This window comes from Prosthecobacter algae (assembly GCF_039542385.1).
Lineage (GTDB): Bacteria > Verrucomicrobiota > Verrucomicrobiia > Verrucomicrobiales > Verrucomicrobiaceae > Prosthecobacter > Prosthecobacter algae.
Genome location: NZ_BAABIA010000002.1, coordinates 105,682 through 129,019 on the forward strand (window position 1 = coordinate 105,682; position 23,338 = coordinate 129,019).

A 23,338-nucleotide genomic window follows, 5' to 3' on the forward strand; every position below is an offset into this window, starting at 1 on the left:
CCGGTGAAGAAGTCAGGGGTGGTTGGCAGTGGGATGAGTGTGTGGAATTACACAATCACGAGTGTTGGCTCAGCTTTGTATTTTAGCTGATCGGTGGTGCATTCAGCGGCACGGATGTCTTCACGAACGCCAAGATAAACAGGCTGGTAAATGGAACCTGATTCCCAGAAGGCGTAGAGATAACGACATTCCACGACCGAGCCTGCTTTGGGCATGGCATGGTTGGGTGGAATGGTCACGTTGCCTGCCCTCTTGATTTTATCCCCCTCAAACAGAAGCAGAGAAACACTCCTTTTGTCATTGCTTTTGGCGACAACAAAGGAGGCGGTTTCATAGAACTTGTGATTGAGGCATGGACCGCCGGCGTTGGGTCTTCCAGGAGTGTAGGCAGCGTCCATGTGCCTGAAAACCACTCCCTCTTTGCCTTGCTCCTTCAGGGTTTGAAACCACGGCTCCTTTTCCGGAGCGCAGTAGCTTTCCACCAGTTTAATGTGGGTGTGCCTGAAGGTGCGCAGGAAATCACGCAACTGGAAGTAACGTGTGGCAAAGCGTGACTGACGGATGTCTTCACCTGCCAGGGACAGGATGTCGAAGACATGGAACACGTCCCCCACCGCTTCGCCATCGAGAATAAAATCCTCAGGGCTTTGGGTGGCACTTTGTTGGATGGTTTCAGGGGGTGTGAAGGTCACTCCCAAACGGTTGATGCTGGTGATGACCTTCCCCTGTTTTTGCAGGAGCATTCGCCTGCCATCCATTTTCTCCTGCATCCAGTGGACGTGATCTTGAAGAAGATCTTCAAGTTCGTCCTCTGCAACAGGGTTTAACAGCATGCAGCGAAGGCCCGTGGGCTTTTGCTGTTGATGCTGGAGGCTTTCAGTTAAGGCGGGACCTTGCGTGTAGCCATTGGCCAACTTTTGCCGCACCAGACGATCATAGGCCGTTTTAGCGACGACGTAGGAAACAGGAACGGGTGTCTTGCTGCCAGTGGTCAAGGTGCTGCCACGACGACCATAGGCGAAGTTGACCAGGTAACCCTGAGCGTGAGGGTGAAGGCTGGCTTGATAAACTTTGTCAGAACCGTTTTCACGGCAGTAGAGGGTGATGCTTTCCATGTGGGTATAAAAAAAGCCGGACCATCCATGAGTGGACGATCCGGCTTGGGGGTTGTGGGTGTGGGTTTAATACACGTCTCGGCGTCCCCTGCCCCGAAGGTCAAGACAGGTGCGGATGATGTAGAGCAATCCGCAGACGAGCAGGATGCTGAGCAACACAGACAGGGGAAACAGCACAAAGCTGGTCACGGTCTGAGTTAGCATGACTGCCCAGGTCTGGAACTGACCGAGTGCGAGGGTGATGAGCGGAGCAACCCCCAAGGCCGGAATGGCCACGGTTAATGCCACGCGTAAATTGAGTTTGATGAACTCACGGAGCTGCCCTTGGGGAGACAGCCAGTAAACGAGGCAATGACCCATGAAGCGCATCACTTCTGCCGATCTTTCGATGGCATTGAGGCGAGGCAAGTCATGATCCACCACTGGAGGCGCGAGCGGTTTAGGCTGCCAAAGGGGCCTCCAACTCGCCCCCAGCCGCTTCGCCCATGAACTGGGATTGGCGACCGTTGACCGAGGAGAGGTGTCCCATTCGTCGTGTTCTAACATAATGTTTTCGTGTGGTTGCGCCGAGGGCGGTTCCGAGGATGAACAGAAAGGCACAGGCGATGCCGAGAGAGCCGGTGGCAATTTGCCAAAGGTCCAAAGTGTGATGCTGTGCGCTGACTTGGTTTTCGAGGGTGATGATTTTGGTCCGGTAATCCGGCACAGGGTCGCTGGTATGATCAAACCATCCGGCCTGTGAAGCCGGAGGGATTAGCAGCCAGAGGAAGAGCATTTTTCTCATGAATAAAGGAGGGTATGGGGTTGAAGAAAAAAGGCCGGTCTCCTGGGTGGAAAACCGGCCTCTTCTGCTTGGGGGTTTTAATGCCATCGGCGGCATTCGTTGAAGAACTCACAACTGCTGCACTGCATCCCTGGTGAAGGAATAAAGTCCTGGCGCTGCAAGCCTTCGGTATAGGCCTCGATCTGTTTAAACAGACGTAACTGCTGTCGAGGCATCATGGGAGGCATTGGGGTGATGACCACCTTGGGGTTCTTGAGCTTGACCAGGTGATGCAGTTCTACGCCGCTTTCTTGTTGCCCGGTGTTGTGCCGGTAAAGAAGGGAGTAGCTGCTGGTCTGGACCTCGTGACTGTGAGCGGCTTTTTCCGAATTTGGAGTGCTGGCACAGGTTTTATAATCAATGACTTTGCGTTGTTGCACGAGGTCGAGGATGCCGATCAACCGAGGTAAACCATGGTTGATGAGGTTGGCCTCTACGGGCACTTCCACGGCATCGGGTTTGACCTCGGCAGGCACATGGCTCTCACGCAGATACGTGTTTACCAAACGCCAGCCAGTGGTCTTGTCCTCGGCCTCTTCATCGGGTTTCCAAGGAATCCCGTCCGGGTCGTCCGACCATGCTTTTGCATAAGCCTCATGCGCTTGGATAAGCGTGAGGGGCTTTTGCACCCAGCGTGCTTTGTTCCATGACTTTAACACGGTGTGAACCGCATTGCCGACATGCAGCGACGCTGTCTTGGGCTTTTTTATTTTGAGCACGTAGCGAAAGAAGAACTTCAACCTGCACTGCAAAAACAGGTTCAACCGTGAGGCGGATACCTGTTCTTGCAATGAGGCGATGATGTCTTTTTCACTCGGCTCCTCTTTGGGGGGAGCCTGGGTGTTCATGCGGCTTGGCGTTGGGTGGGACGTTGTTGCCAGCGGGTTTGACGTGCAGGCTTGCCAGCTTTCACCAGCAAATCTTCGATCAACTGAGAGGCCTGCATTTTATTGAGCTGCTTCACTCCCAGGCCAAAGAGCTGCTGCGACAGATCTTCGGCCTCCTGCTTATCCAGGTTGTTGTCACTGACGATGCGCAGGATGAACCCACGCTGCCCGTCGGTGCAGTTCCAGGCATCTCCGTTAGCGCGAGGCTGCTGGGGTGCTTTGCTTTGCTGACGCATTTGCCCTTGGGATGGGTAATTGCGGTGGTTGGCTTGTGCGTGACCATTGCTGGCTTGCGGGACAAAACCGGGCTCTTGGATTTCCTGGTCCACCGAGTGTTGCAGGAGCTGATAGAGCTTCTGCACTTCGGCTTCGACCTGGGAGATGTCGGTGAGTTCGATTTCGACGGAGGCACTGAAGCTGTGGCTGCTGTATTGGGGGAGCCCGAGCTTTTTGCTGTAGTTGGCGCTGAGTTTGACTGCCATGATGTTGGGGTGGTGTTGGGGCACAAAAAACCGGCTTCTCAGGAATTGAGAAAGCCGGTGCTTTTGAACTTGGGTTTGTGGATGTCCTAGGCCGCTTGTGGGCGATCTGGGACGGGAGTGAGCAGACTCGCTTGTATCCATCCAGGCGTACCCTTGAGGGCTGCCTGCAGAAGCATTTCAGCAAGTCGTGTCATGGGGATACGACGGCGCTTGGCTTCATGATAAAGGACACAAACTAGGAATCTCGACAACGGGGGTGAGTAGTGGGTGGGTCTGGCCATAAGGGCACAAAAAAGGAAGGACTTAAGGGCCTTCCTTCTTCATGTTATTATACCAGTTTATGGCAATTTTTTTAACTGGTTAGCCAATATGGTTTCTTCGGTATCCTTGGTAATAATCAAGACGCGGGCATCATGTTCACTTTCCAAGAAAACAATAAATGATACCACATCAAGGTCGCACAACTCACTCTCCACAGAACTGTAAACGTCAATCGAAAGACCAGACATTTCATAGCCACGATCTAGGACCTTAAATAAATCACCGCAGCATGTTTCCCCTCCAAACGAGATTAGATTGTGAGAGACCAATTGGAGTGTGAACCCTAAAAGTTCAATGTTGTAAGTACTTGTCGACAGAAGGCACTGGCCTTGTGGCTTTGGGACGGTGATACGGATCTTGCCTGAATTCATGTATTATTATGTCGCCCTTTTGAGGATTTTCCGAAGCACCGATTTGAGTGCGCGGTCAATTGGTTCGACATCCACAACATAATACATTATCCTAAAAAGTCAAATTGTAAGTAAGATTATTACCTATTTTGATCGATTTTATCACGGATGCTTTCAAACTTGGCCTTGAGTGAATTATTCCAAGCTTCGATTTTGTCGAACACCCTGCCCATATACACCCCAAGAATATTGAAGAGACCTTCCATAACGGTCTTCATGAAGATGCAGAAAATGATGAAGGTTGGGATGGCGACAGCAATTGCAAGCCAGACCCAGATCATGCGGTTGTCACTGGCTTCCGATGTCTTGGCAAGGTGGACCGTCTTGCTCCCTGTGGAGGGACCCCAGAGCACGCATGCAATCAGGACAATCCAAAGCATGGCCGCGATTTTTGTTCCACATCCCATAATAGACGAAATTTGAAGGTTTAGTGCAGGTGTGCTGACGAGCATTAACGCTGACCTGTCGTGCCGATGTAGTGCATCATCAGTTCCATAAGCGGCTTAGGCAGGTAGAGCTGGGACACCTCCAGCAGCTTCCACTCCTGACCACGGTAGTTGGTGCCGTTGGGAGAATCAGGATCCATCAGAACACTGTCTATGCGGATGACCGTCTCCTTGCCCTCTGGATGCGAATAACCGCTGACCTTGCGATATTGCCTCCAGCTACCCGTGCGCAGGAAATGTGTTTGATGGTCCACCCACAACCGGGTCGTCGCTTTGCGCCGGTTGTTGATGAAATTATACATGCTCCAATCAGGGGCTGTGTGGATGTCCCTGATCATGTCTCTCCGGGGGGATTCACACACCAGTTGAACGGCCACCACTTGATCAGCTTTATCAGTAACGAGGTAGAGCTTGTTGAAACCGCCATCGAAGATCCCATCAAAGGCATAGTGAAACAGCGAATCTTTGGGGAAGCCCGCAGTGATGACTTTGTTTTTGGGAACCATGGTTTGCTTGAGGCCCAGCTTCTGCTTTGCCTCTACGAACGGCATCAGGTAGGTGACTCCTTGGTAAATCTCCACCTCCGGTGCAGGTGCTACATTGGGAGAGGGACGTGCGAAGGGAGAGAGCAAAGAGGCCAACTCCTTCATCGCAGCGGAGCCTCCATGCATCGGGCTTGCCCATCCGTTATCAAGGGCGAGGCCAGGTGTGTATTGCGCCACTGAGCAGACCGTGAACGATGACAGAAGGAGGAGACAAGGGAAGAGTTTCTGAATCATTTCGAGGTCTTCCGACAATCAGGAAGTCACCTACGCTAGCAGTTCTTCCACAACGCTCAATCGAAACATTCCGGATACGGAATGAAATTTCGCTAATTGACGGCAGGTGAACTCCCTGGACAAAGAACTGGCTGCCTTCCTTCGCCGGAAAAGAGGTGACATGACGTACAAGGCCTTCTCCCAGAAAATTGGGTTGCCTCCATCCACGATCTTCCGGTTGGAGCAGGAACAGCAGAGCATCACGTTATCCAAACTCCAAATTGTCATGGATCGTCTCAAGTGCTCAGTGAAGGATATTTTCGGCTGACAACCGTTCACCGAAGAAATTATTTCACCGAATTATTTCTGATTCCCACGACCATTTCGGTGATGACCATCTTGGCTCAGTGGCGTTAATCAATGCGGATCCATCCTAACCAAATGGATCGTACCATATTTAGTGATCTATGCGCAGGGAGCGGTAATGATCAAATCCACAGGAATGCATCTGCTTTGCACTCACGAATTTTGTGAGGCGTTTGAATGAGGCGGGAGTGTCTCCATAGCGGAAGACGCCCCACGCCCTTCAAACCGTGTTTTTTGGGAGATGCAGCCTCTCATTTGACGCTGAATGCACATCTCCTGCTATTCGACGTATTCCACATCGATTTTGTCTGGGTGCCGGAATGAGCAGATAGCACTCACTTTTTCGCCACCCAGGTAGTCAAAATTGAGATGATCAAAAGGTGCCTCTACATCACCTTCATACTGCCATCTGCATTCGATATTTTCACATCGCTTGTAAACCTGAGTGATGATCTGGGGCAAATACCGCAACATCAATTTGGGTGTCTTTGCCTGTTTGAGGAAAAACTGGGGGTCGTATTTTCCCCGCTCCAATTTCCATTCTCCAATGCAAAGGGGATGACAGTTGGAAAGCAACTCCAACAAGGCTTCCGCAGTGAGTTGGGGGTTATCGTGGAACAATTGGCGAAGCGATTTTTGATCACGCTCATCCACCAAAAATTCCTGGATGGCCCATGCATCAAGCACCTCTTGAATTTGCTCATCAATCCACTGTGAATCTGTCAGCATGTCTTCAGTCACATGGTCATAAGGCAAGTCTGCATAAGCAGTCGTGCAAGCAAGCACCTCATCATATGGCAACTCGGGCTGCTGACCGCTCACATGATCAGGTGTATGCGCAGCGGGAACCTGGTCATTTTTGATTGATGATGAACGCAAGGTTTGAATCACCTCTTTTGCTCGATCTTTAATTAGGCTAAGGCCGGTTAAAGGACAGTCCTCTGAGTCGTTTGACGAAGTCAAGGCGACTCGGTAATGACCCTTGATATCTGAATTAATACATTCATTTATATATGTCGTTTCATCAACGCGCTGGAACCCTTGATTCTGCAAGGGTTCCAGAAGCATCGAGGCATCGGCGCTGTGTACATCTGCGGGTTGACTGTGTACTTCTGCGGGTCTCGTTTGGACTTCTGCGGTTTGGGTATCGATCAACAAATCAGCACTTTTCAGTGTGTAAAAGCATGGTCTTGAGGGGTGCTTCACAATGATTTTTTGCGCGCACATGGCCTTCAGGCACCTGGAAATGGTGTCTTCGGAAAAGCCAAGAATTGGGCTCAGTTTTGTTGCACTCAGTTCGGCATAGGGGACTCCCTGCGCATCCCGTAGAGGATCAGTGAAGTGGGCAAGCGCATATTTCAGATTTCCGAGCAAAACGGCTGACCGAACACATTCTGTTGCCTGTGCATCTGAGACTGAAAAACTCAGGAGACATGCAGCCTTTGACAATTTCTCGAAATTTCGACCCGAGACAGCGGAGATCTTTTTCATGATTCGCTCCCCTATGGAGAACCACAGTTTTGATTTGTCCCTGCGCACCAAAAAGTCGTTGCCAAGCTTCCTCTCAAGCCTCTGGAGGGCCTTGTGAATGGCTGCTTGTGTGAAATACGGATGATCGTGCTGCAATTGCGACAGGCTGCGAAAGCTGTAGCGACGCCCCAAGATTACCGTCTGCTTGTATTTGTTCCTCTGCCACAACGACAGGTTGTAGAGAATCACTGCTGCAGTGACGTCAGGCTGCTTGGGATTGAGCTCCTTGGCGATTTCTGGATGATAGAAATGCAAAAGGCTAGGTGCGTCAGTATTGGAAGATCTCTTGCTCTGATGGATGCCTTCCCCCACCATACCCATCTCGGCCAGCAATGCTGGAATGGGAGAAATAGTATCCGGCTCGATTTTTAGACAATGGAAGCGAGGGAAAAATACCGTTTCTTCCATTGTTGACGACCTGCTCTGTGCTCCTTCACTCTTATCTCTAACGATTGGGGGTTTAATTATTACCATAAAACACTGCGGGAATTTTGCTGCACGACACAAACCATTGATTTTCAAAGGAAGAATGTAGAGCAGGCGATCCATTTATTTTCCAAGCCAGCTCACCCGGTCCTGCATCCTTACGGAATTTTAACATTAATCCTCAAATTGGATAAAGTCAACGCCAGTAAGATATATACTTATTGTTAAATAATTCGACCATCAACCATGGTTGATGGTCATTTCTCCAAAGATGCGAAGCTGAGGAAGGAAAAACGCGACTAAGGGAAGCTGCGACAACTGGCGGCTAGCGCCGAAAGCCGTCTCCCCCTGCACCAAGCCCTCAAAAGAATCAAACTCAGCCGCCATCACCTAACCCAAACGTGCTTTTGGGCGGGCCATGGACTATGCCCTGACGCTGTGGCCCATGCTTGAGGTGTATTGAGAGGACGTGTGGAGATTGACAACAATCCGGTGGAAAACTCAATCCGCCCCACCGCCATCGGCAAAAAGAACTGGCTCTTTATGGGTCATCCAAAAAGCGGCTCCCGCGCCGCCACGTTCTACACGCTGATGGGCAACTGCCACCGTGAAGGCATCAACGCGGAAGCCTACCTGACGGACCTCTTCACACGCCTCCCCGCAGAAACCAACCAGACCGGGCATCGCCGCACCCCGAAAGCCTGGGCAACTGACCAAAGAGCGCTAAATCAGTCCCTGGGAAAACACTGCGCGGACACAGTTTAGCCGGACCTGTCAAGATCCGAGGGACGGGGCGGCGTTTGACGGATACGATCCTTTACACCATCATCGAATCCTGCCGCGCCCGCAGCCTGGATCCCTGGAAGAACCTGCGTGACGTGCTTACCCGTTTGCCGACCATGACCAACCGGCAGGTCAAAGACATCACGCCCAAAGCCTGGGCTGAGGCCCGGAGGCTCAAACAACGAGCCGCGTAGCTATCAGCACACCACCATCAACCTGCTTCAGCAGGCGCTTGGGGTCACGCTTACAAACTTGCGGCTTCACGGTGATTGCTTACATCGTGCAGTCAGTCGCATCTCTCACTGAAGTCGTGGCCCCGTCGCTTTTCGCATCCTCGTGGCTTCGGGGAACGGGCCAGTTAACCAGGACAAAAACGCCGAGGGAGGGAGGCGTTTTGGACAAAGCGCAGCGTAGCCCGAAGGGTGAATCTGCGGGGAGCAGATTCATCAACGCTCCGGGGTGGGCAAGGCGTTGGGGTGTTCAGTCAGACGTAGGCAAACTTGGCCCCTCCAAACACAGGGCGGGGCCGTCCGCTCATCCCTTCCACCGCAGAGATGATTGCGGAAGAGCTGGCGGTCGGAGGCGCTCTTCATTCACGGGGTTTTCATAGCCGAGAAGCTGGCTGCGCTTCATTCTTTTGAAGAGCTTGGCACGGTCAAGGCTATTGGTTGGCGCGTACGTTCATTTTCCACCGCAACGCGGGGATGGCTTGAAGACCCTCTATGCCCACGTCCCAAGATCAAGACGCAGGATGGATAAGCGACAATTTGGCCGACATTTGATCGAGTATTCTCTTCAACTCTTCATTTGTTTTATGAAGGTTCTCGTCATGCCAACTTTCCGGCACTCCACTATATTCAAGCAATCGCTCAAATGGAATCAGGCTCGTTTCTGGCTCAACCCCATACGTTTGCCCGAGTGAGGAGACCAAGTGCCATGCGCCACCGCAAATAAGATAAAAATGACGTGCGGCTTGATTTGGGATACACGACACCCCGTCATCAGGTCGGTCAATCAAAACCAAAAAACCATCAGCGACTCTCCACAGCTCGGTAAAATCTTTAACGAAAGCCTCGGACCAACCACATCTTGGTGCTCTTTTAATTATTTGCTCAATTACGGCACGAAGCTTTCGAGTGAGTTTCGACCTTGCAAAGACTCTAGTTCCTCCAATCTCAAGAAGGCCTGGATGTGGAAAAAGATCACACGCCCCTATATGCGCTGCCTTGATAAGTTCAACCACAGACCGGGCATACCAATGTTTTGTAAAAAGCATAATCGTTATTCAGTGCCTCCAGATGATTGATTCAACGCTTTTCTCACAGCCTCAGCCCCCGTGTCACTCACCTGGGTGTTAAAGTTCATTGATCCCGTAACTGCAAAGCCACCTGGGGCTTTGGGGTCAGCGATTGCTGTAAATGCTTCTGCACCATCTTTTAATTCTCCCGCTGTACCTGCCGCAGGAGGGGTTTTGATTAGCTTAGCTTGCTTAGCAAGCTCGGCATGACTTGTGAAGGCATCAATGGGAACCGCCCGACCAACAAGATTGCCATCTTGAACAATACCTTTAAACCCAACGATACCTGAAGATTCTTCAACAATTTCCGCCACCTGACGGCCTATGGACTGTGCGCTGGCTGTGGGAGCAATGAACCCCGCGCCAAGGTTCACAATAATCCCAGCCACCGTGGCTGTCCCGTCACTGCCACCAGCCGCCTTAACAATGCCTTCGGTTGCTTGCGTCGTTATATTGTCTTGCTGCTTGCCACTTATCATCTGCCTAATACCTGCCTGTAGATCGTCAGCTCCATGAGCGATTGCAATAGGCCCCACCCACTTCGTAAGACCAGTTGGCTCAGGTGCCAGTAGGCCCAAAGCACCAGCTGCAACTTGAATGCCCCCGCCCACCGCTTGAACCCCTCCCATTGTACGTGGATGCTCATTCACCCATTGCCCCACAGCTTGGACATCATTAGCTAGTCTTGCCCCGCGTTCCCTATCAACATTATCGAGAGCCACCCGAAGCTGGGGTGAGCATCCAGGCAATCCCCGAGGGTCGGCCCAACTGTGAAGTCCGTCTGGATCCCAAGCCGTCCAAGGATTCTGCTTCACATAGGCATAAAGGTTGGGGCCGTCCACGAACCCCGCCGGGTCCCGGCTCAGCCAGGAACCCGTTTCGATGTCGCGATACCGAAAGCCTTCGTTCAGCAGCCCTGTCGGGTCTTCGTCCTTGCTGTTCGCTCTTTGTTTGTCCGCGTTGTTGCCCGTTTCCTTCGTCCGTTTCCCGTAGGCTTCGTAGCTCGCTGTCCAGGTTAGGGCTGCGCTCGCGTCGCTCTGCGCCACGATGTCGCCTCGGCCGTTGCTCAGGTTGTACTTCGGCACTCCGCCTCGGGTGCTGTACAGCAAGCCTCCCACGCCGCCGCCCATGTCCGGGCCGCGCACATACCTTACCGTGCTGCCTCCAGGGCTGCTCAGGGTCGTTTGGACCGTCGTGCTTTCATACTCGGCGAGGCTTAGACCTCCGCTGAACAGGATGGCTGTGTGTTTCGCGGCCTGTTCTCCCTGCGCGCTTTGATGCGTGCCGATCCGCCGCGTGCGGTAGTCGTAATCATAGCTGTGCACCTGCCCTGTAGACATTGTCACGCTGGCCAGCCGACCCGGCACATCCCAGGTATAGGTCGTAATGCCCGTGCCGGTGTATTCGATGCCGCCACCGCTCAATCTCAGCACTTCTAACGTAGGCAGCAGGACGGTATTGCCACTGCCTGTCACCGTCATCAATGTCGTCACTGTAGGTGTACTGCTGAGCAGTGTCACCACCTCACTCACCGTGCTGAGGCTCAGCGCCTCGCGGCCCCCGCTCAGGGTTTGTGCACCATCACTGCTGACAACGGATGTGCCGCTGCCAGTCACGGTGATCAGGGCCGCCACGGATGGCGTGGCTTCGAGCAAGGCCACCACTTCATCCACCGCGCTCACCGAGGCACGCGCCGTGCCACCGGACAGGTACTGGAAGTCGGCAGACGTCATCACCGCCGCACCGCTGCCAGTCACCGTCATCAGCGCGGTCACAGCTGGTGTCGCATTGAGCAAGGTCACCACCTCGCCCACGGTGCTCGTGGACTGGCAGTTGGACCCGCCACCGCTCAGTGTCACCCCTTCAGGCTGGGCCAGCACCATGGCATCCCCGCTGCCCGTCACCGTGAGGTAGCCATTGGCTGCACCGCCGGACAGCAAACTCGCCACGTCTGCCGTGGTCGTCTCCACCACGCCAGCCTCACCACCGGCCAGCTGCCAGCTGCCCACGGACATTAACTGGTCAGGATCGCTCGCGCTGAGCTGGACTAGAGGCAACAGGCCCGAAGCTGCCGCTGCCACTTCTCCTGCCGTCGTCACCGGAGCATAGAGTCCGCCATCGGCCAGCTGCACGGAGGTGCTCGTCGTCACCGTCTCGCTGCTAGAGACAGCACCCGACACCGTCACCAAGGAAGACGCCACCGACTGAATTTCGGAGACGACTTCCGCTACGGTGCACGCAGGTGGCGAGGAAAATTCATCCGCCGCCGTGGGCAGCGTGACGATGATTGTCTGGCCCTCCACTCGGGCCGCAAGAGACTCCCCAAACGACTGGCCTTCCTGAATCGCCACCGAGATGGCATTCCCATCCGTCCCAGGTGGCACCGCCTTAAAGGTCACGCCAGCCCAGTCCGCCTTGGCATGGCCGCCATCGCGGGCGAGGCGCACCGTCACCCCATTGCCCGTGGCCGAAAGCAGCAGCGGCTCACCTTCTCCGCCCAGCGTGTGAGTCACCGTGATGGCATTGCCAGCCGTACCCAGATTGGAGGCCGTATAGGTCAGTCCCGTCTGTTCCAGGACCGCCGCTTCGGCACCGGTCTGCTCAAGCCGCAGCGTGAGCTGATTGCCCACCATCGTGGCCCCCAGCGCCTCGTTCTCATTGGCGAGCTGGTAACGCACCTGGAGATCATTCCCCCCGCTGCCCGCCGTCACGGCCTGATACGTCAGTCCCTGCAGGGTCGCGGAGGCTTTGTCCCCGCTGTTGGTCGCCAGCTTCACGGCAATGTCACCATCCACCACCAAGACGGAGGCTTCCTGGTCCGGCTCACTGGCCTGCAGGGCAATGCCCGTGGCGGGGCCATCTCCGGGGGCTTTGTTATCGGTGTAGGTGATGCCCTGGTTCACAAGGCTGTGAGGGCTGCCTGCATCCGTCTCCAGCTTCACCACCACATCATTGCCTTGGACTGAAGCCGAAAGATCCCCTCCCGCGCTGGCTTTTTCCAGTCTCACCTTGAGATCATTGCCAGCATCTCCCACCTCGGCAGCGGTGTAGGTGATGCCCTGGCTTGTCACAGCCGCCCGGAGTCCCTGGTCCATCGCCAGGGTGACGCTGACATCGCTCCCCGTCACCGACACACCCGCCGCAGGCCTGCCTGCTGCACCATTCAGCAAACGAACACCTAGCGCATTGCCAGATTCCCCCGGCATGGCCGCTTGGTAACTGATGCCCTGAATGCTGGCAGTCGCCGTCTGGTCCACGCCCAGTTCCCGGCGCACGCGGTTGCCCCGTGCATCGTAGAGGTAATTCACTGTGCCCGTGATAGCCCCGCCTGGAGTCAGCCTCCTCTCGGTGGTGACGAGCTGATTCGCATGATTGTAAAGGTAGGTCCAGTGGCCCACCTCAGTTCCCAGGGTGCCACTGCCCGATACGCTGACCTGCTTGCTGTCGCGGTTGTTCCCCGCATCGTACCCATATACAGTGGTCACGGTCTGCGCCCCGGTTTCGCTGATCTGCTCTTCTAACAAACGGTTCGTTTCATCATACCACAGCATGGTGACACGTGTCCGCGCCTCCGCGCCAAACCATTGCTCAGTCTGCTGCTTGACATTGCCGATTTCGTCATGCAGCCAGTTAAAGCGGGCCTGCCGGTTCGCCTCCGTGAAGGGGGCGGCCTGATGCAGGACGCGCGTGGTCAGGCGACCCAGCGCATCGTAAGTATTGCGTGTCACCTGCCCGTTGCCCACATTGAGCTGGAGAGCGCGGCCTGCTAGGTCATAGGCATAGCCTGTCACCTTTTTGTCGGCTTCAAACGTGGACGCGGGGCCTTCGCTGATCGTGAGGGGGCGGTTCAGCGCATCGTAAGCCGTGACAGTGCGCCTGCCGTCGCCATAGTTCGCCTGCACGCGGTTGCCGATCTTGTCATACTGGTAAGTGTGGGTGACCCCGCGTGCGGTTTCACTGGTCTGCCGTCCCAGTTCATCATAGGTGTAAACCACGCCTGCGGCGGGACTGCTGCTTTCCACCACGCTGAGCATGCGGCCGCAGGTATCGTAGTTAAAGGTGCGGGTGTTGGCCGCCACCGATCCCAAGGCAGGGGTGGACACCGTTTCCAGGCGGTCACGGTCGTCATAGGTATAGGTGGTGGTGTTCATGGCCGGGTCCGTCTCGCTGAGCTTGACGGCGGCATTGTAAGTGTATGTCCAGACGTCCTGCGTAGCAGTCCCTGTGGCGGTCAGGGATCCCTGAAACACCTGGGTCTTCACCCGGTTCTGGCCGTCATAGGTGAAGGTGCTCACCTTGTCCCGTCCATCTTTGACCTGGATGCGGTTCCCTGCCTTGTCGTATTCAAACTCATTGACGATGTTGCTGTGATCCGTGGTGCGAACCAGCCGGTTAAAGGCATCGTAAACGTTGGTCACCACCTGATCCTTGGCATTGGTGGTGGTCAGCACATTGCCGCCCTCATCATAGGTCATGGAGGTGACGTTGCCCAGCGCATCCTCGGCGGAAGTGACACGCCCCGCAGGATCATAAAACTTCTTCGTTTCATATCCCAGCGGATCCACCGTCACGGTCACACGCCCGGCAGCATCATAACGAGTCTCAACCACCGGGTGTCTCACCACCTGTTCGGCATCGCCAGCATCCACCACCTCCGGCAACGTCACAAACGTCGGGCGGTTGCGCCGGTCATAGGCGGTGCTGGTGACGCGGCCAAGGGCATCCTTCACCCATTCGGCATTCCCGGCCAAGTCATAACCCGTCCTGGTGATGGCTGACACACCTCCAACTGCAGGTGACTCCACCTCCCTGACGCGCCCTGCGGTATCAAAGCGGGTCAGCGTCTCCTTACCCTGCTCATTGATCACCTTCCAGGGCTGGCCATGGTGGGTGTAGAAGGCCTGGACGAAGGTGCCGTCTGGGTGCTGCGTCTTGATGGCCCGGCCCTGCGCATCATAGGTGAATAAGGTTTTACGTGTGGCAATCACCCGGTGGCTGACGGAGGCAGGATTGGCCGAGGCATCCTTCACATCATAGGTGGTCGTCACCGTGCCCGCATCTGTGCCGCTTTGTTCGGTGACGCGGTACAGTTTGTCATACTTGAAGGTCGCCACACGGCCTGCGGGATCCGTCAGGCGCACAGGTTTGAAGCCGCTGATGTCAAAGACACTGCTCCCCACCTCTTTGCCGTTGTTGAGACCGGGCACTTGGTATTCAGACAGGGTCACCTGACGGTCGGCCGCATTGGCCGCTCCATCATTGACCGTGACCTGCTCCGGCCTGCCGATGGCATCATATTTAAACCGTGTGACGATGCCGCGTGCGTTCGTCTGGGTCACAGGCAGATTCATGTCATTGTAGGTGGTTTCCTCCACCAGATCTCCGGCAGCACGGGAGTCGGCCAGGCCGTTCCCATTCAGATCCACGGTGCTGGTGATGCGCCGGTTCAGCGCATCATAAACATGGAAGGCCGTGCGGCCGGTCTCATCCGCCTCTTTGATGAGGTTGCCATGTGCATCATAGTCCATGCTCTTGCTGCTGCCGTCCGGGAACTGCACCCCCGTCAGGCGGTTGCTGCCATCGTAGCTGAAGCAGGTGGTGAATCCGCGTCCGTCCGTGACGGAGCGTTTGTTGCCATTGAGATCGCTGACCGTCAAAGTGGTGTGGGCCTGGCCATCCACCATCCTCGTTTCCGTCACCCTTCTCCACCAGCCTGCTACCTGCACATCCGTGCCCAGGCTGTAGTCCGTCACCAAAGGCGGGCAGACACCGATGGCCGGGCGGTTCGGGTCTGTCCCGTTCGGAGCCAAAGTGCGGCGGGTCACAAAACCCGCAAAGGTGCCATGCCCATAGGTGAGGGTCTCTTCCTTGCCCCCCGCCATGCCGCCCACCTTTTCCTTCAGACGCCGCCCAAAGGCTCCACCTGAAACGTTTGGCTGGTCGATGACATACTCCGTTTTGACTTTGCGCGAGTCCGTGACCGATTTCAGGATGCGCGTCGCCGCATCATAAGTGAAGGTCTTTGTCTGTCCCAGCGAGTTGACCTCCAGGGTGGGATCATCGTAAACCCGGCCCATGTCAGGTGCCATGACGTTGGAATATTGCACCCGGTCCGCGTAGAAGAAGGCGGTCTTGTTTCCATTGCGGTCCGTGACTTCCTGTAGCGACATGTTGGCACCTGGATTGAAACGATAGCTCTCCTTGCCGCCATCTGGAGATTCGATTTCCATCTTTTGGAAGGAGTAGGTCACCGCCTTATTGCCAGGGTTTTCCTTGGCCACAACGCCTTTCACGGTGGTGCCCATCGGCTCGGTAAAGCGATAGGTGTAGGCACGGGCGGTAGATCCCGTTCCATAGGTAAAGATGGTGGTCACAGGCCGGGCCGCCTGCTGGTAATTATAGTCATTGAGCAGTTCCGGATCTATGACACGGGTGTTGCTGATGTTGACGGTGCCAATGATGGGCGATTGCACCGCCGTCAGCTTCATTGGCAGGCCGTATTGCATCTTCCGTCCCTGGCTGCCGGAGTAGAAGATGGTGGTGTTTTGCATATGGCTGAAGTTGTATGCATGCCCCCGCTCATCTGTGATCTGGGTGAGCTCCAAATGATAATGCTTGGCAAATCTGCCATCATCGTCCGTTTCCTTCGTATCCGACAGCGTCTGCTCATAAGCTACCGTATTGCCCCCGCGCACCACCGAGCTGAGCACCTTCACCGTTCTGTGTTGGGTGCCCGCATTTTGCACCCGGTAAGGAACCGACAGCGAGGCGTAATTGTAGCTGGTGCTGTCGCCATTGGGTGCACGCACTTCCACGATGCGGCCATTTTCCTGCCGGATGGAAATCTGATGTCCTGGCCGTTGAGGATCCTTGATCAGGCAGGGGACGAGGCTGGCTATATCTGGGTACTCATAATGCAATTCATTCCCCCAGCGGTCCTTCACGCGAGTCAGGCGGGCATATCTCTGGTATTGAACGCCCCCGCTGCCATAGACGCGGTCGTCTGAGAACTTCTGCTTGAGAGTGTTCCCTGAAATCACTTCATAAAAGCATTGGGTGCCAAATTTTTTGGTCAGCTTGACCGTGTGAAAGGTGATCAGTTCCGGATCGGCTGGAACAACCCCCGCCTGGAAATAGCTCTGGGCACCTTTGACGTCATAGTACTCCTGACGAGAATGAAACCATTTTTTCAGGCCGTTCAATCCGGGAGCCTCAAGGTGGTCATAGTTTTGGTGGCTTCCAGTTTCATCCACCACGTTCGCGCTAACGTCGCCGCCTTTGGTGATGTTGAATTGCACGTAGCTGCAGACGTTCGTTCCCCAGCCAGGACCGAAGGGCTGGAAAGGACGCTCCCAGGGCCGCAGGCCGGAGCGGTCCGACCACGAGTCCGAAGCCACATCCCGGCGGACTTGCAGCGGCAGCAGGCTGCTGTCATCTGTCACATACACATCACTGACGGAGTGCCTGAGCTGGGCAAGGAAACTGTCAATGTAGGTTTCCTCGTTCAGCTCTCCATTTTCATTCTGGACCTGCGGCTTCGCATCCGGCATCGGGACCCCATTGAGCCCCACTTTCCGGTAACGTGGTCCCGCCCCGTCTGAGGCGCTGATCCGCATAGGGCTGCCGTCATCCGTGCTGTCGTCAGTAAGTTCCAGAGTGACAGAAGACTCCTCGCCATTGTTATCGCCAGAAGCATACGCCGAGACGACGTTAGAGTTCAGCTCACCTGAAGCAATTTCCATCATTTCATATGAAATACTAGGATCAGAACCCACATATTGACGAGTAACCTTTACCCTGCGGGTAATCTTCTGTGAGGAAGACTGGGTCAGCTTCATGCATACCTCGGCCTTCCCGACATAAGAGGGGCCTGTAAAAGGGCCGTCAGAAGGAGCATCCTCGGGATCGCATTCAACCCCCTCATTATCCACCCAGCTCCAGATATTTTCTCCTCCCGGATAAAAAAATTCATCATCTGAGATATCATCGGGAGTTTCCATGCCGGCAATTTGCACCCGTTCTCCCCCCCCCGTTTGTGTGAGTTCTGCCCGGAAACGGTTGGGTGTCGAGTGCGTGCCGCATGCACATGTCTGCCCAATCATGTTTGGAGCATCGGAACTGTCAGGCACACAACCTTCAGTGACAATCAAGTACCTCCCCTTCGCCATCACGCCCCCCTCCTCGTAACCTCTCCATCCACTTTCTTCGTATTCTCCGTCACTGTAGGTGGTTGAATTCTGCACCTCAATGCGCGGCCCGCCCCCAGCATCTCCGCCAGCCGGAACGGACACGATGTGATTGACCTCGAAGTCGCCTCCCGATCCGTGGTTCAAGGGCGTAACCGTTGGCTGGATGTAGGGACTCGTCACGCCCGTGCCGGGATTGTAGTTTCCAGGGGTAACCGGTGGCGGCACATAGTCCTTGATCAACGGATGCCTGAAGCTCAGCACTTCAAAACGGTTGATCAATCCATCATCATCAATGTCATCATCCCAGTCTGATGCGTCCCGGAGGTTCAAACCTGGAAGTCCCCCTCGGGCACGGTAAAAATGCTCCCACACATCCGCCATCCCGTCACCATCGGCATCTCCATCCGCCACGGGCATGGTCCAGTTTGGGTGTGCATTCGCGATGACATAGGCCATGTCCGCTGAAACACCCGGCCCGTTGTGACTGTCCAGGCTGGGTGTGCTGGAATCTGCGTCCATCGGGTTCAGCCCCAGATCAAACTCCTCGTAGTTAAAAAGCCCGTCACCGTCCGCATCTTCCGTCGCGTCGGCATGCTGGTTACGGTCAAACCGGCCTGGGTACCAAAGATTGCTCAGATCTTCCTCCAGATCCGTCATGCCGTCGTCATCGGCATCATAAACGTCATTGTTACCCCACAGACTGGTGCCTGCCTGGTACTCCTGAAGGTTGGTGACCTGATCGGCATCCAAATCTCCCCCAGCGTCAGAGGGATCCTCTGGATCGAGCCCATAGGCCAGTTCGACAGGATCGGGGATATCGTCTCCATCGGTGTCCACTTCAGCACCGGAGAGCTGAAAATCCGTTAGGTAAGTGCTCAGTCCCAGTAATTTACTGCGCGACCACTTGTCCAGAGGATTGCTATGCGGAGCAATTCGAAGTTCTTCGAAGTCAGTCAGGCCGTCCCCGTCGGAGTCCACATGAGTCGTCTGGGTGTGATGTAACAAATGCTCGTCCCCATCTGAAAGCCCGTCATTGTCGGTGTCCGCCACATCAGGATCCGAACCAATGGCGGTCTCCACATTGGCATTGAGCCCGTCAGAATCCCAGTCGGTGAAAAGCAGGGGATCTTCACGATGGCTGTCGTCCACGTTGTTATAACCGTCCCAGTCACCGTCTGTCTCATCGTCTTCGAACTGGTCATTGATGCCGTTGCCGTTGGGCGAGGGGTTAAAATCATTCCACAGCAAAGGATCGCTGATATGCGAATCATTCATGTTGATCCGGGGGTCCCCATCGTCATTGGCATAAGGGTCGTCATTGATCCCATTACCATTGGGCAATGGAAGATAATCATTCCACAGATTTCCATCGTAAGGATGCGAATCGTTGTTATCTGGGTAGCTGTCAGTATCACTGTTAGTCGGCGGCGTGACAGGCGGCTCTTCATGATCATTGATGCCGTTGCCGTTATTGTCATTCCACAAATTTCCATCATAAGGGTGTGAATCAGCACCGTTAGGATGGTTGTCATTGTCGCTATCCAAAAGCGATTCATCCTCATCATTGTAGCCATTGCCGCCGGGTGGAAGGAAATCATTCCACAGCAACGGATTGTCAGGGTGTGAATCGTCCTGGTTAATCCGCTGGTCATTATCATCATTTCCATTTGGATCATCGTTGATGCCATTGCGCGGACTCCGGTCGTTCCACAGCAAATCGTTCAGGGGATGAGAGTCATCCTGATCAAGATAGGTATCGTTATCAACGTCTGTCAGACCCGTTTCAAGTGTGTCATTGATGCCGTTGCGCGGAGTTACATCCTCCCACAAGTTGATGTCGCTGGGATCCGAATCTGCATGGTCAGGGTAGCCGTCACCGTCACTGTCCACGTCAGTGTCCTCCTCATCATTGATGCCATTGCGCGGGCTCCGGTCATTCCACAGCAAACTGTTCTGAGGATCTGAATCATGCTGGTCAAGATGCAAGTCGCCATCGACATCTGTCAGACCCGTTTCAGACCCGTCATTGATGCCGTTGCGCGGATTAAAATCTGCCCACAAGGCATTGTTCGCGGGATCGGAGTCCGCATTGTCTGCATATCCGTCACCATCTCCGTCTGGAGGAGGTTCACTGTCGTCGTTGTAGCCACTGTTGTCCCAGTCGCTCCACAACCAAGAAGCGTTGGGATGTGAGTCGTATTGATTGACGGTTCCATCTTGGTCATCATCTCCGTAGGGATCGTCGTTGAATCCGTTGTTATCCCAGTCATACCAACGTGCGGCGTCATCCGGATGCGAGTCGTTCTGATTCAGTGTGCCGTCACTATCGTCATCGCCATTGGGATCATCGTTGAGCCCGTTGTTGTTCCAGTCATTCCACAGCAGGGAATTGTCAGGGTGCGAGTCATTTAGATTGATCGTGCCATCCTGATCGTCATCCCCGTTTGGATCGTCATTGATCCCGTTGTCATTCCAGTCATTCCATTGGGTCGGATCATACGGATCTGAGTCGTTGGAATTCACATATCCATCGCCATCCCAGTCATTGGTAGGAGCGTCGTCAACGCCATCATTGTTGTAATCCCGGCTAAGGGCGCTGTCTTGAGGGTGGGAATCCTCGTGATTTTTCGTCCCGTCTCCATCCCAGTCAAAGTAGCTGATTCCCAAGCCGAGCGTGGGATAATGGACCCCGTAAAAATTATGCAGCTCATCGTGGTCGCTGTAGCCATCGGCATCGCTGTCCCAATTGGTCGGACTAAAACCTGCCACGGGGCCGCCCAGCAGATCCATCTCATTGCCATCCGAAATCCCATCATAGTCACTGTCTGGATTAAACGGGTCTGTCTGCCACAAAATCTCTCGTGCATTCAGCAACCCATCGCCATCACTGTCCTGAGTATCATAAACCCAGGAATTTTCCTCGGAGTCATGGACCTGGTTGTTGTTCCAATCCTCGTATTGACGGGTTTCAACAAAATTCCCGAGGTAATCCAAAACATCGTAACTCTGTACTGGCACGGCCTGACTAAACGGCTGAGGCCCGAGGATCAATGAGGCAATCAGGATGCCATGCATTAACCAGGCGTGACGGCTCCAGCGACGCAACTGAGGAAGGACATCCGTACAGTATCTTGATTCGTTCATTTTGATGAAAGGCGTGAAATAAGAATGTCCCCCGATGTGGGGATGAAGATTTTCTTTATTTTTGGCCAGGAGATTAACTTTTTAACCGAAAAGCAAACTTTATTGCCAAGGCCCCTTCGGATTTTCTTAGGGCGTGTTTTAAAACCGTACAAGTTTCTGAAAATGGCCTAACAAGAGATATCTATTTGCATCTACAATACCAGGCGGTGGCACCCTAGTTGGCCCTAAAATCCCTCGCCCAGGCCATCGAGCACACCACCGCCCTCGCCCATCGCAGGCTCCCGAAGGCTTAGCCGCTAGAGCCTTATCAGGGTATAAATGACCCAGGTATGTCATTTTTCCTCGAACTTCTGCCAAGAAGACGTGCTCAAAGAACTCCATTCCACGTTGCCTGTCCAATGGTCTAGCCGTACAACAACTTGGTCATTGATATGTCTGATGCTGAATCTGTTTATGCAGGCAAATATCAGAATGGCAAACAGGGCAATAATCGTCCCCAGTAATGCAAGAGGTGGTATTGACTTCATATTATTTCACTGGGCCAATTGTGAACCACAGGGCATCCGGATTGCTTCGCCATGAGTCGTCAGCGTTCAGCCTCTCCGCTAAATCAGCAAGGATGAGTTCCCAAAAGCTGATGAAACCGTCCTTTGAGACCTCAGGCACATAACGAATCTGCTGCCCGTCGATGGGCTGATATGTGAATGAACTACCTTTGTCCCGATGATGATAATACAAGCCAAATTGGATGATTGCCCCCCCTTCGGAGTGGGGACGATGGGAGCGTTTGCCATATGGAACATAGAGAAGAAGACCGATTTCCCAGGCTTTGATCTCCGGTTTATAGCGGATGCCCAAGTCCCATTTTGATTCACCTTCTAGGTTCAGCTTTGCACCATCTACACGCACGTTTAAAGGGTGGGGTTCCGGATAAGGAGCCATCCCAGCATTAGTGATTAGCGAAGACAGTACTTCGATGGCATTCCTGGCAAATTGCTTCTCTCGTGCTGCTTCGGCTCTTTTAGCCTCAACGAGTTGGATAAATGAAATGCTCATAAACGATATTTCGTAAGTTTACTTCTTCCAGCAAACAACACTTGCCGCAGCATCAGGCCCACACGGCCCCACAGGTTTCTTCGGCACCGCCGCCCACGCCACCGCCGCGATTAGGCAGCCCAGGGATATAATCAGCGGGATTTTCATACAGATATTCATTAAAGATTACACCATTTAATGATCGCCGCGATAGGTGGAAGGAAGCTCAAAAGGAACATCCAGCCCGAAAACTTTTCAGATCTATAACCCCGTTCCTCAAGCGTTTTAAAAGCCTTGGCTAGAACTGGGTTGTCTCTATCTAGCCCCTTTTTCTCAAAGTCTACTTTCTTCTCCTGAATGGATTTTGTCAAAAGATCCAAGAGGGCACTCTGGGTGAAATGAACCCACGCCATGCCCGCCAGATAGAGAACTGCAGATAAAACAATGGCGCTGTTCCCCAAAGGCCCCATGTCTTTATTTACTTCCTTGTAAGCCAGAAAAAGAGCGATTGGCACCGTGAGCCCCTTTGTCTCCAGGCCACTCACAATGGTCTCCATTTTTCCGGCAAACTCGACAGCGGCCAGCTTCGCCTCCTCTTCCAGCTTTTCAGGCGAATGCTCACACAGATAGATGCTCATCTGCTCCCTCAACCCACGCGCAAAGCGGGGGAGGGATGACAGCAGATAAGAGAAGCGGGTTTCAGGGTCCTGTCCATCAAGATGCGCTGCAATCCGGGAGGCCAGAATTTCCTTTCGAATTTCTGTGGCATCACTGGCTTCCATGAAGGATGCAACAGAAGACAGATCAAGAGGAGAACTCAGTTCTTTAAGACTGAACCCGGGCTGAATTTCCGTCTTGCGCACTCCAAAGAACCAGAGGCTGTCCGTGTCCCCATCTTGGTGATGGGCGTAAATCCTTAGCAACTGCCAGAGCTTGATGGCTTGGTGATAGGACTTCAATGGCTCAGGAATATCATCCAGCCTTGTCATCCCAAACCGGTAGAAAACCGGTTCGCCATTCCCCCAAACCAAGTACACTTCTGGCTCACGTTGCCATGCCTTGCTCAGTTTGAGGATTCCTTCCACAGACTCGGCAATAACCGCCTTCTCCACTTGGCTAGTGCATCTTAGATCAACCTTTTGTCCAGCCGGCACGATGGATCCTGGGGCGGCGTGCTCCCAGTTTGAGTAGATCTCATCATCCCCCAGGACAATCAAAAGATTCGCAGGGATCCCTGCCGACCCCGCCGTTAATGTGAGCATCCCGTCTTGACGCCAAATCGGCATCCCGTCACTTGCTTTGACGAGATGCTTCAAGTTGGAGATG

16 protein-coding genes are annotated in these 23,338 nt (G+C 54.1%); 3 read left to right on the forward strand and 13 right to left on the reverse strand.

Annotated features, from left to right (window positions below):
* Positions 1-47: 47 nt before the first annotated feature.
* The 8 genes from ABEB25_RS03960 to ABEB25_RS03995 all read right to left on the reverse strand — a co-directional run bounded on the left by ABEB25_RS03960 (position 48) and on the right by ABEB25_RS03995 (position 5,155).
* Complete coding sequence (locus ABEB25_RS03960; protein ID WP_345735083.1) at positions 48-1,115, reverse strand: ATP-dependent DNA ligase; 1,068 nt, start codon at positions 1,113-1,115, stop codon at positions 48-50.
* Positions 1,116-1,181: 66 nt separating this feature from the next.
* Complete coding sequence (locus ABEB25_RS03965) at positions 1,182-1,523, reverse strand: hypothetical protein (protein ID WP_345735084.1); 342 nt, start codon at positions 1,521-1,523, stop codon at positions 1,182-1,184.
* Positions 1,524-1,554: 31 nt separating this feature from the next.
* Complete coding sequence (locus ABEB25_RS03970) at positions 1,555-1,899, reverse strand: hypothetical protein (protein WP_345735085.1); 345 nt, start codon at positions 1,897-1,899, stop codon at positions 1,555-1,557.
* 77 nt (positions 1,900-1,976) lie between these two features.
* On the reverse strand, positions 1,977-2,786 hold the full coding sequence (locus ABEB25_RS03975) for a RecB family exonuclease (RefSeq protein ID WP_345735086.1): 810 nt from the start codon (positions 2,784-2,786) through the stop codon (positions 1,977-1,979).
* Entirely contained in the window at positions 2,783-3,307 is a 525-nt protein-coding gene (locus ABEB25_RS03980) for a hypothetical protein (protein ID WP_345735087.1), read from the reverse strand. The genes ABEB25_RS03975 and ABEB25_RS03980 overlap by 4 nt, the downstream gene beginning before the upstream one ends.
* 338 nt (positions 3,308-3,645) lie before the next feature.
* Complete coding sequence (locus ABEB25_RS03985) at positions 3,646-3,999, reverse strand: hypothetical protein (protein WP_345735088.1); 354 nt, start codon at positions 3,997-3,999, stop codon at positions 3,646-3,648.
* A gap of 119 nt (positions 4,000-4,118) precedes the next feature.
* A complete protein-coding gene (locus tag ABEB25_RS03990) occupies positions 4,119-4,490 on the reverse strand; it encodes a hypothetical protein (protein WP_345735089.1) in 372 nt (123 codons plus the stop codon).
* Complete coding sequence (locus tag ABEB25_RS03995) at positions 4,490-5,155, reverse strand: hypothetical protein (RefSeq protein ID WP_345735090.1); 666 nt, start codon at positions 5,153-5,155, stop codon at positions 4,490-4,492. Before ABEB25_RS03995 ends, ABEB25_RS03990 begins: the two co-directional genes overlap by 1 nt.
* Before the next feature lie 214 nt (positions 5,156-5,369).
* Here ABEB25_RS03995 and ABEB25_RS24440 point away from each other — a divergent pair, with 214 nt between their 5' ends.
* Positions 5,370-5,570, forward strand: a complete 201-nt coding sequence (locus ABEB25_RS24440; RefSeq protein WP_425571963.1) for a helix-turn-helix domain-containing protein — start codon at positions 5,370-5,372, stop codon at positions 5,568-5,570.
* Positions 5,571-5,887: 317 nt separating this feature from the next.
* On the opposite strand, the gene ABEB25_RS04000 is transcribed toward ABEB25_RS24440, so the two are convergent.
* Positions 5,888-7,687, reverse strand: coding sequence for a hypothetical protein (locus tag ABEB25_RS04000; RefSeq protein ID WP_345735091.1), 1,800 nt, complete (start codon positions 7,685-7,687; stop codon positions 5,888-5,890).
* Positions 7,688-8,035: 348 nt separating this feature from the next.
* Here ABEB25_RS04000 and ABEB25_RS24445 point away from each other — a divergent pair, with 348 nt between their 5' ends.
* Both ABEB25_RS24445 and ABEB25_RS04010 read left to right on the forward strand, forming a co-directional pair.
* On the forward strand, positions 8,036-8,329 hold the full coding sequence (locus tag ABEB25_RS24445) for an IS66 family transposase (RefSeq protein ID WP_425571964.1): 294 nt from the start codon (positions 8,036-8,038) through the stop codon (positions 8,327-8,329).
* A gap of 35 nt (positions 8,330-8,364) precedes the next feature.
* Positions 8,365-8,541: a transposase domain-containing protein gene (locus tag ABEB25_RS04010; protein WP_345735092.1), complete on the forward strand. Its 177-nt coding sequence runs from the start codon at positions 8,365-8,367 to the stop codon at positions 8,539-8,541.
* A gap of 545 nt (positions 8,542-9,086) precedes the next feature.
* Here the strand turns inward: ABEB25_RS04010 and ABEB25_RS04015 are convergent.
* The 4 genes from ABEB25_RS04015 to ABEB25_RS04030 form a co-directional block, all read right to left on the reverse strand.
* On the reverse strand, positions 9,087-9,623 hold the full coding sequence (locus ABEB25_RS04015; protein ID WP_345735093.1) for a hypothetical protein: 537 nt from the start codon (positions 9,621-9,623) through the stop codon (positions 9,087-9,089).
* A 5-nt stretch (positions 9,624-9,628) separates the two neighbouring features.
* The gene (locus ABEB25_RS04020; protein ID WP_345735094.1) at positions 9,629-20,977 is read right to left on the reverse strand and encodes an RHS repeat-associated core domain-containing protein; all 11,349 of its coding nucleotides are present in this window, start codon (positions 20,975-20,977) and stop codon (positions 9,629-9,631) included.
* Between the two features lie 528 nt (positions 20,978-21,505).
* Positions 21,506-22,033, reverse strand: a complete 528-nt coding sequence (locus ABEB25_RS04025; RefSeq protein WP_345735095.1) for a hypothetical protein — start codon at positions 22,031-22,033, stop codon at positions 21,506-21,508.
* Positions 22,034-22,191: 158 nt separating this feature from the next.
* Positions 22,192-23,328: a hypothetical protein gene (locus ABEB25_RS04030; protein WP_345735096.1), complete on the reverse strand. Its 1,137-nt coding sequence runs from the start codon at positions 23,326-23,328 to the stop codon at positions 22,192-22,194.
* Between the last annotated feature and the right edge of the window lie 10 nt (positions 23,329-23,338).

Excerpts from the sequence above, each read along its gene's own strand:
- ABEB25_RS03960 (WP_345735083.1), bottom strand. The coding sequence starts at position 1,115 with ATGGAAAGCATCACCCTCTACTGCCGTGAAAACGGTTCTGACAAAGTT.
- ABEB25_RS03970 (WP_345735085.1), bottom strand. The coding sequence starts at position 1,899 with ATGAGAAAAATGCTCTTCCTCTGGCTGCTAATCCCTCCGGCTTCACAG.
- ABEB25_RS03975 (WP_345735086.1), bottom strand. The coding sequence starts at position 2,786 with ATGAACACCCAGGCTCCCCCCAAAGAGGAGCCGAGTGAAAAAGACATC.
- ABEB25_RS03980 (WP_345735087.1), bottom strand. The coding sequence starts at position 3,307 with ATGGCAGTCAAACTCAGCGCCAACTACAGCAAAAAGCTCGGGCTCCCC.
- ABEB25_RS03985 (WP_345735088.1), bottom strand. The coding sequence starts at position 3,999 with ATGAATTCAGGCAAGATCCGTATCACCGTCCCAAAGCCACAAGGCCAG.
- ABEB25_RS03990 (WP_345735089.1), bottom strand. The coding sequence starts at position 4,490 with ATGCTCGTCAGCACACCTGCACTAAACCTTCAAATTTCGTCTATTATG.
- ABEB25_RS03995 (WP_345735090.1), bottom strand. The coding sequence starts at position 5,155 with ATGCATGGAGGCTCCGCTGCGATGAAGGAGTTGGCCTCTTTGCTCTCT.
- ABEB25_RS04000 (WP_345735091.1), bottom strand. The coding sequence starts at position 7,687 with ATGGATCGCCTGCTCTACATTCTTCCTTTGAAAATCAATGGTTTGTGT.
- ABEB25_RS04015 (WP_345735093.1), bottom strand. The coding sequence starts at position 9,623 with ATGCTTTTTACAAAACATTGGTATGCCCGGTCTGTGGTTGAACTTATC.
- ABEB25_RS04020 (WP_345735094.1), bottom strand. The coding sequence starts at position 20,977 with ATGAACGAATCAAGATACTGTACGGATGTCCTTCCTCAGTTGCGTCGC.
- ABEB25_RS04025 (WP_345735095.1), bottom strand. The coding sequence starts at position 22,033 with ATGAGCATTTCATTTATCCAACTCGTTGAGGCTAAAAGAGCCGAAGCA.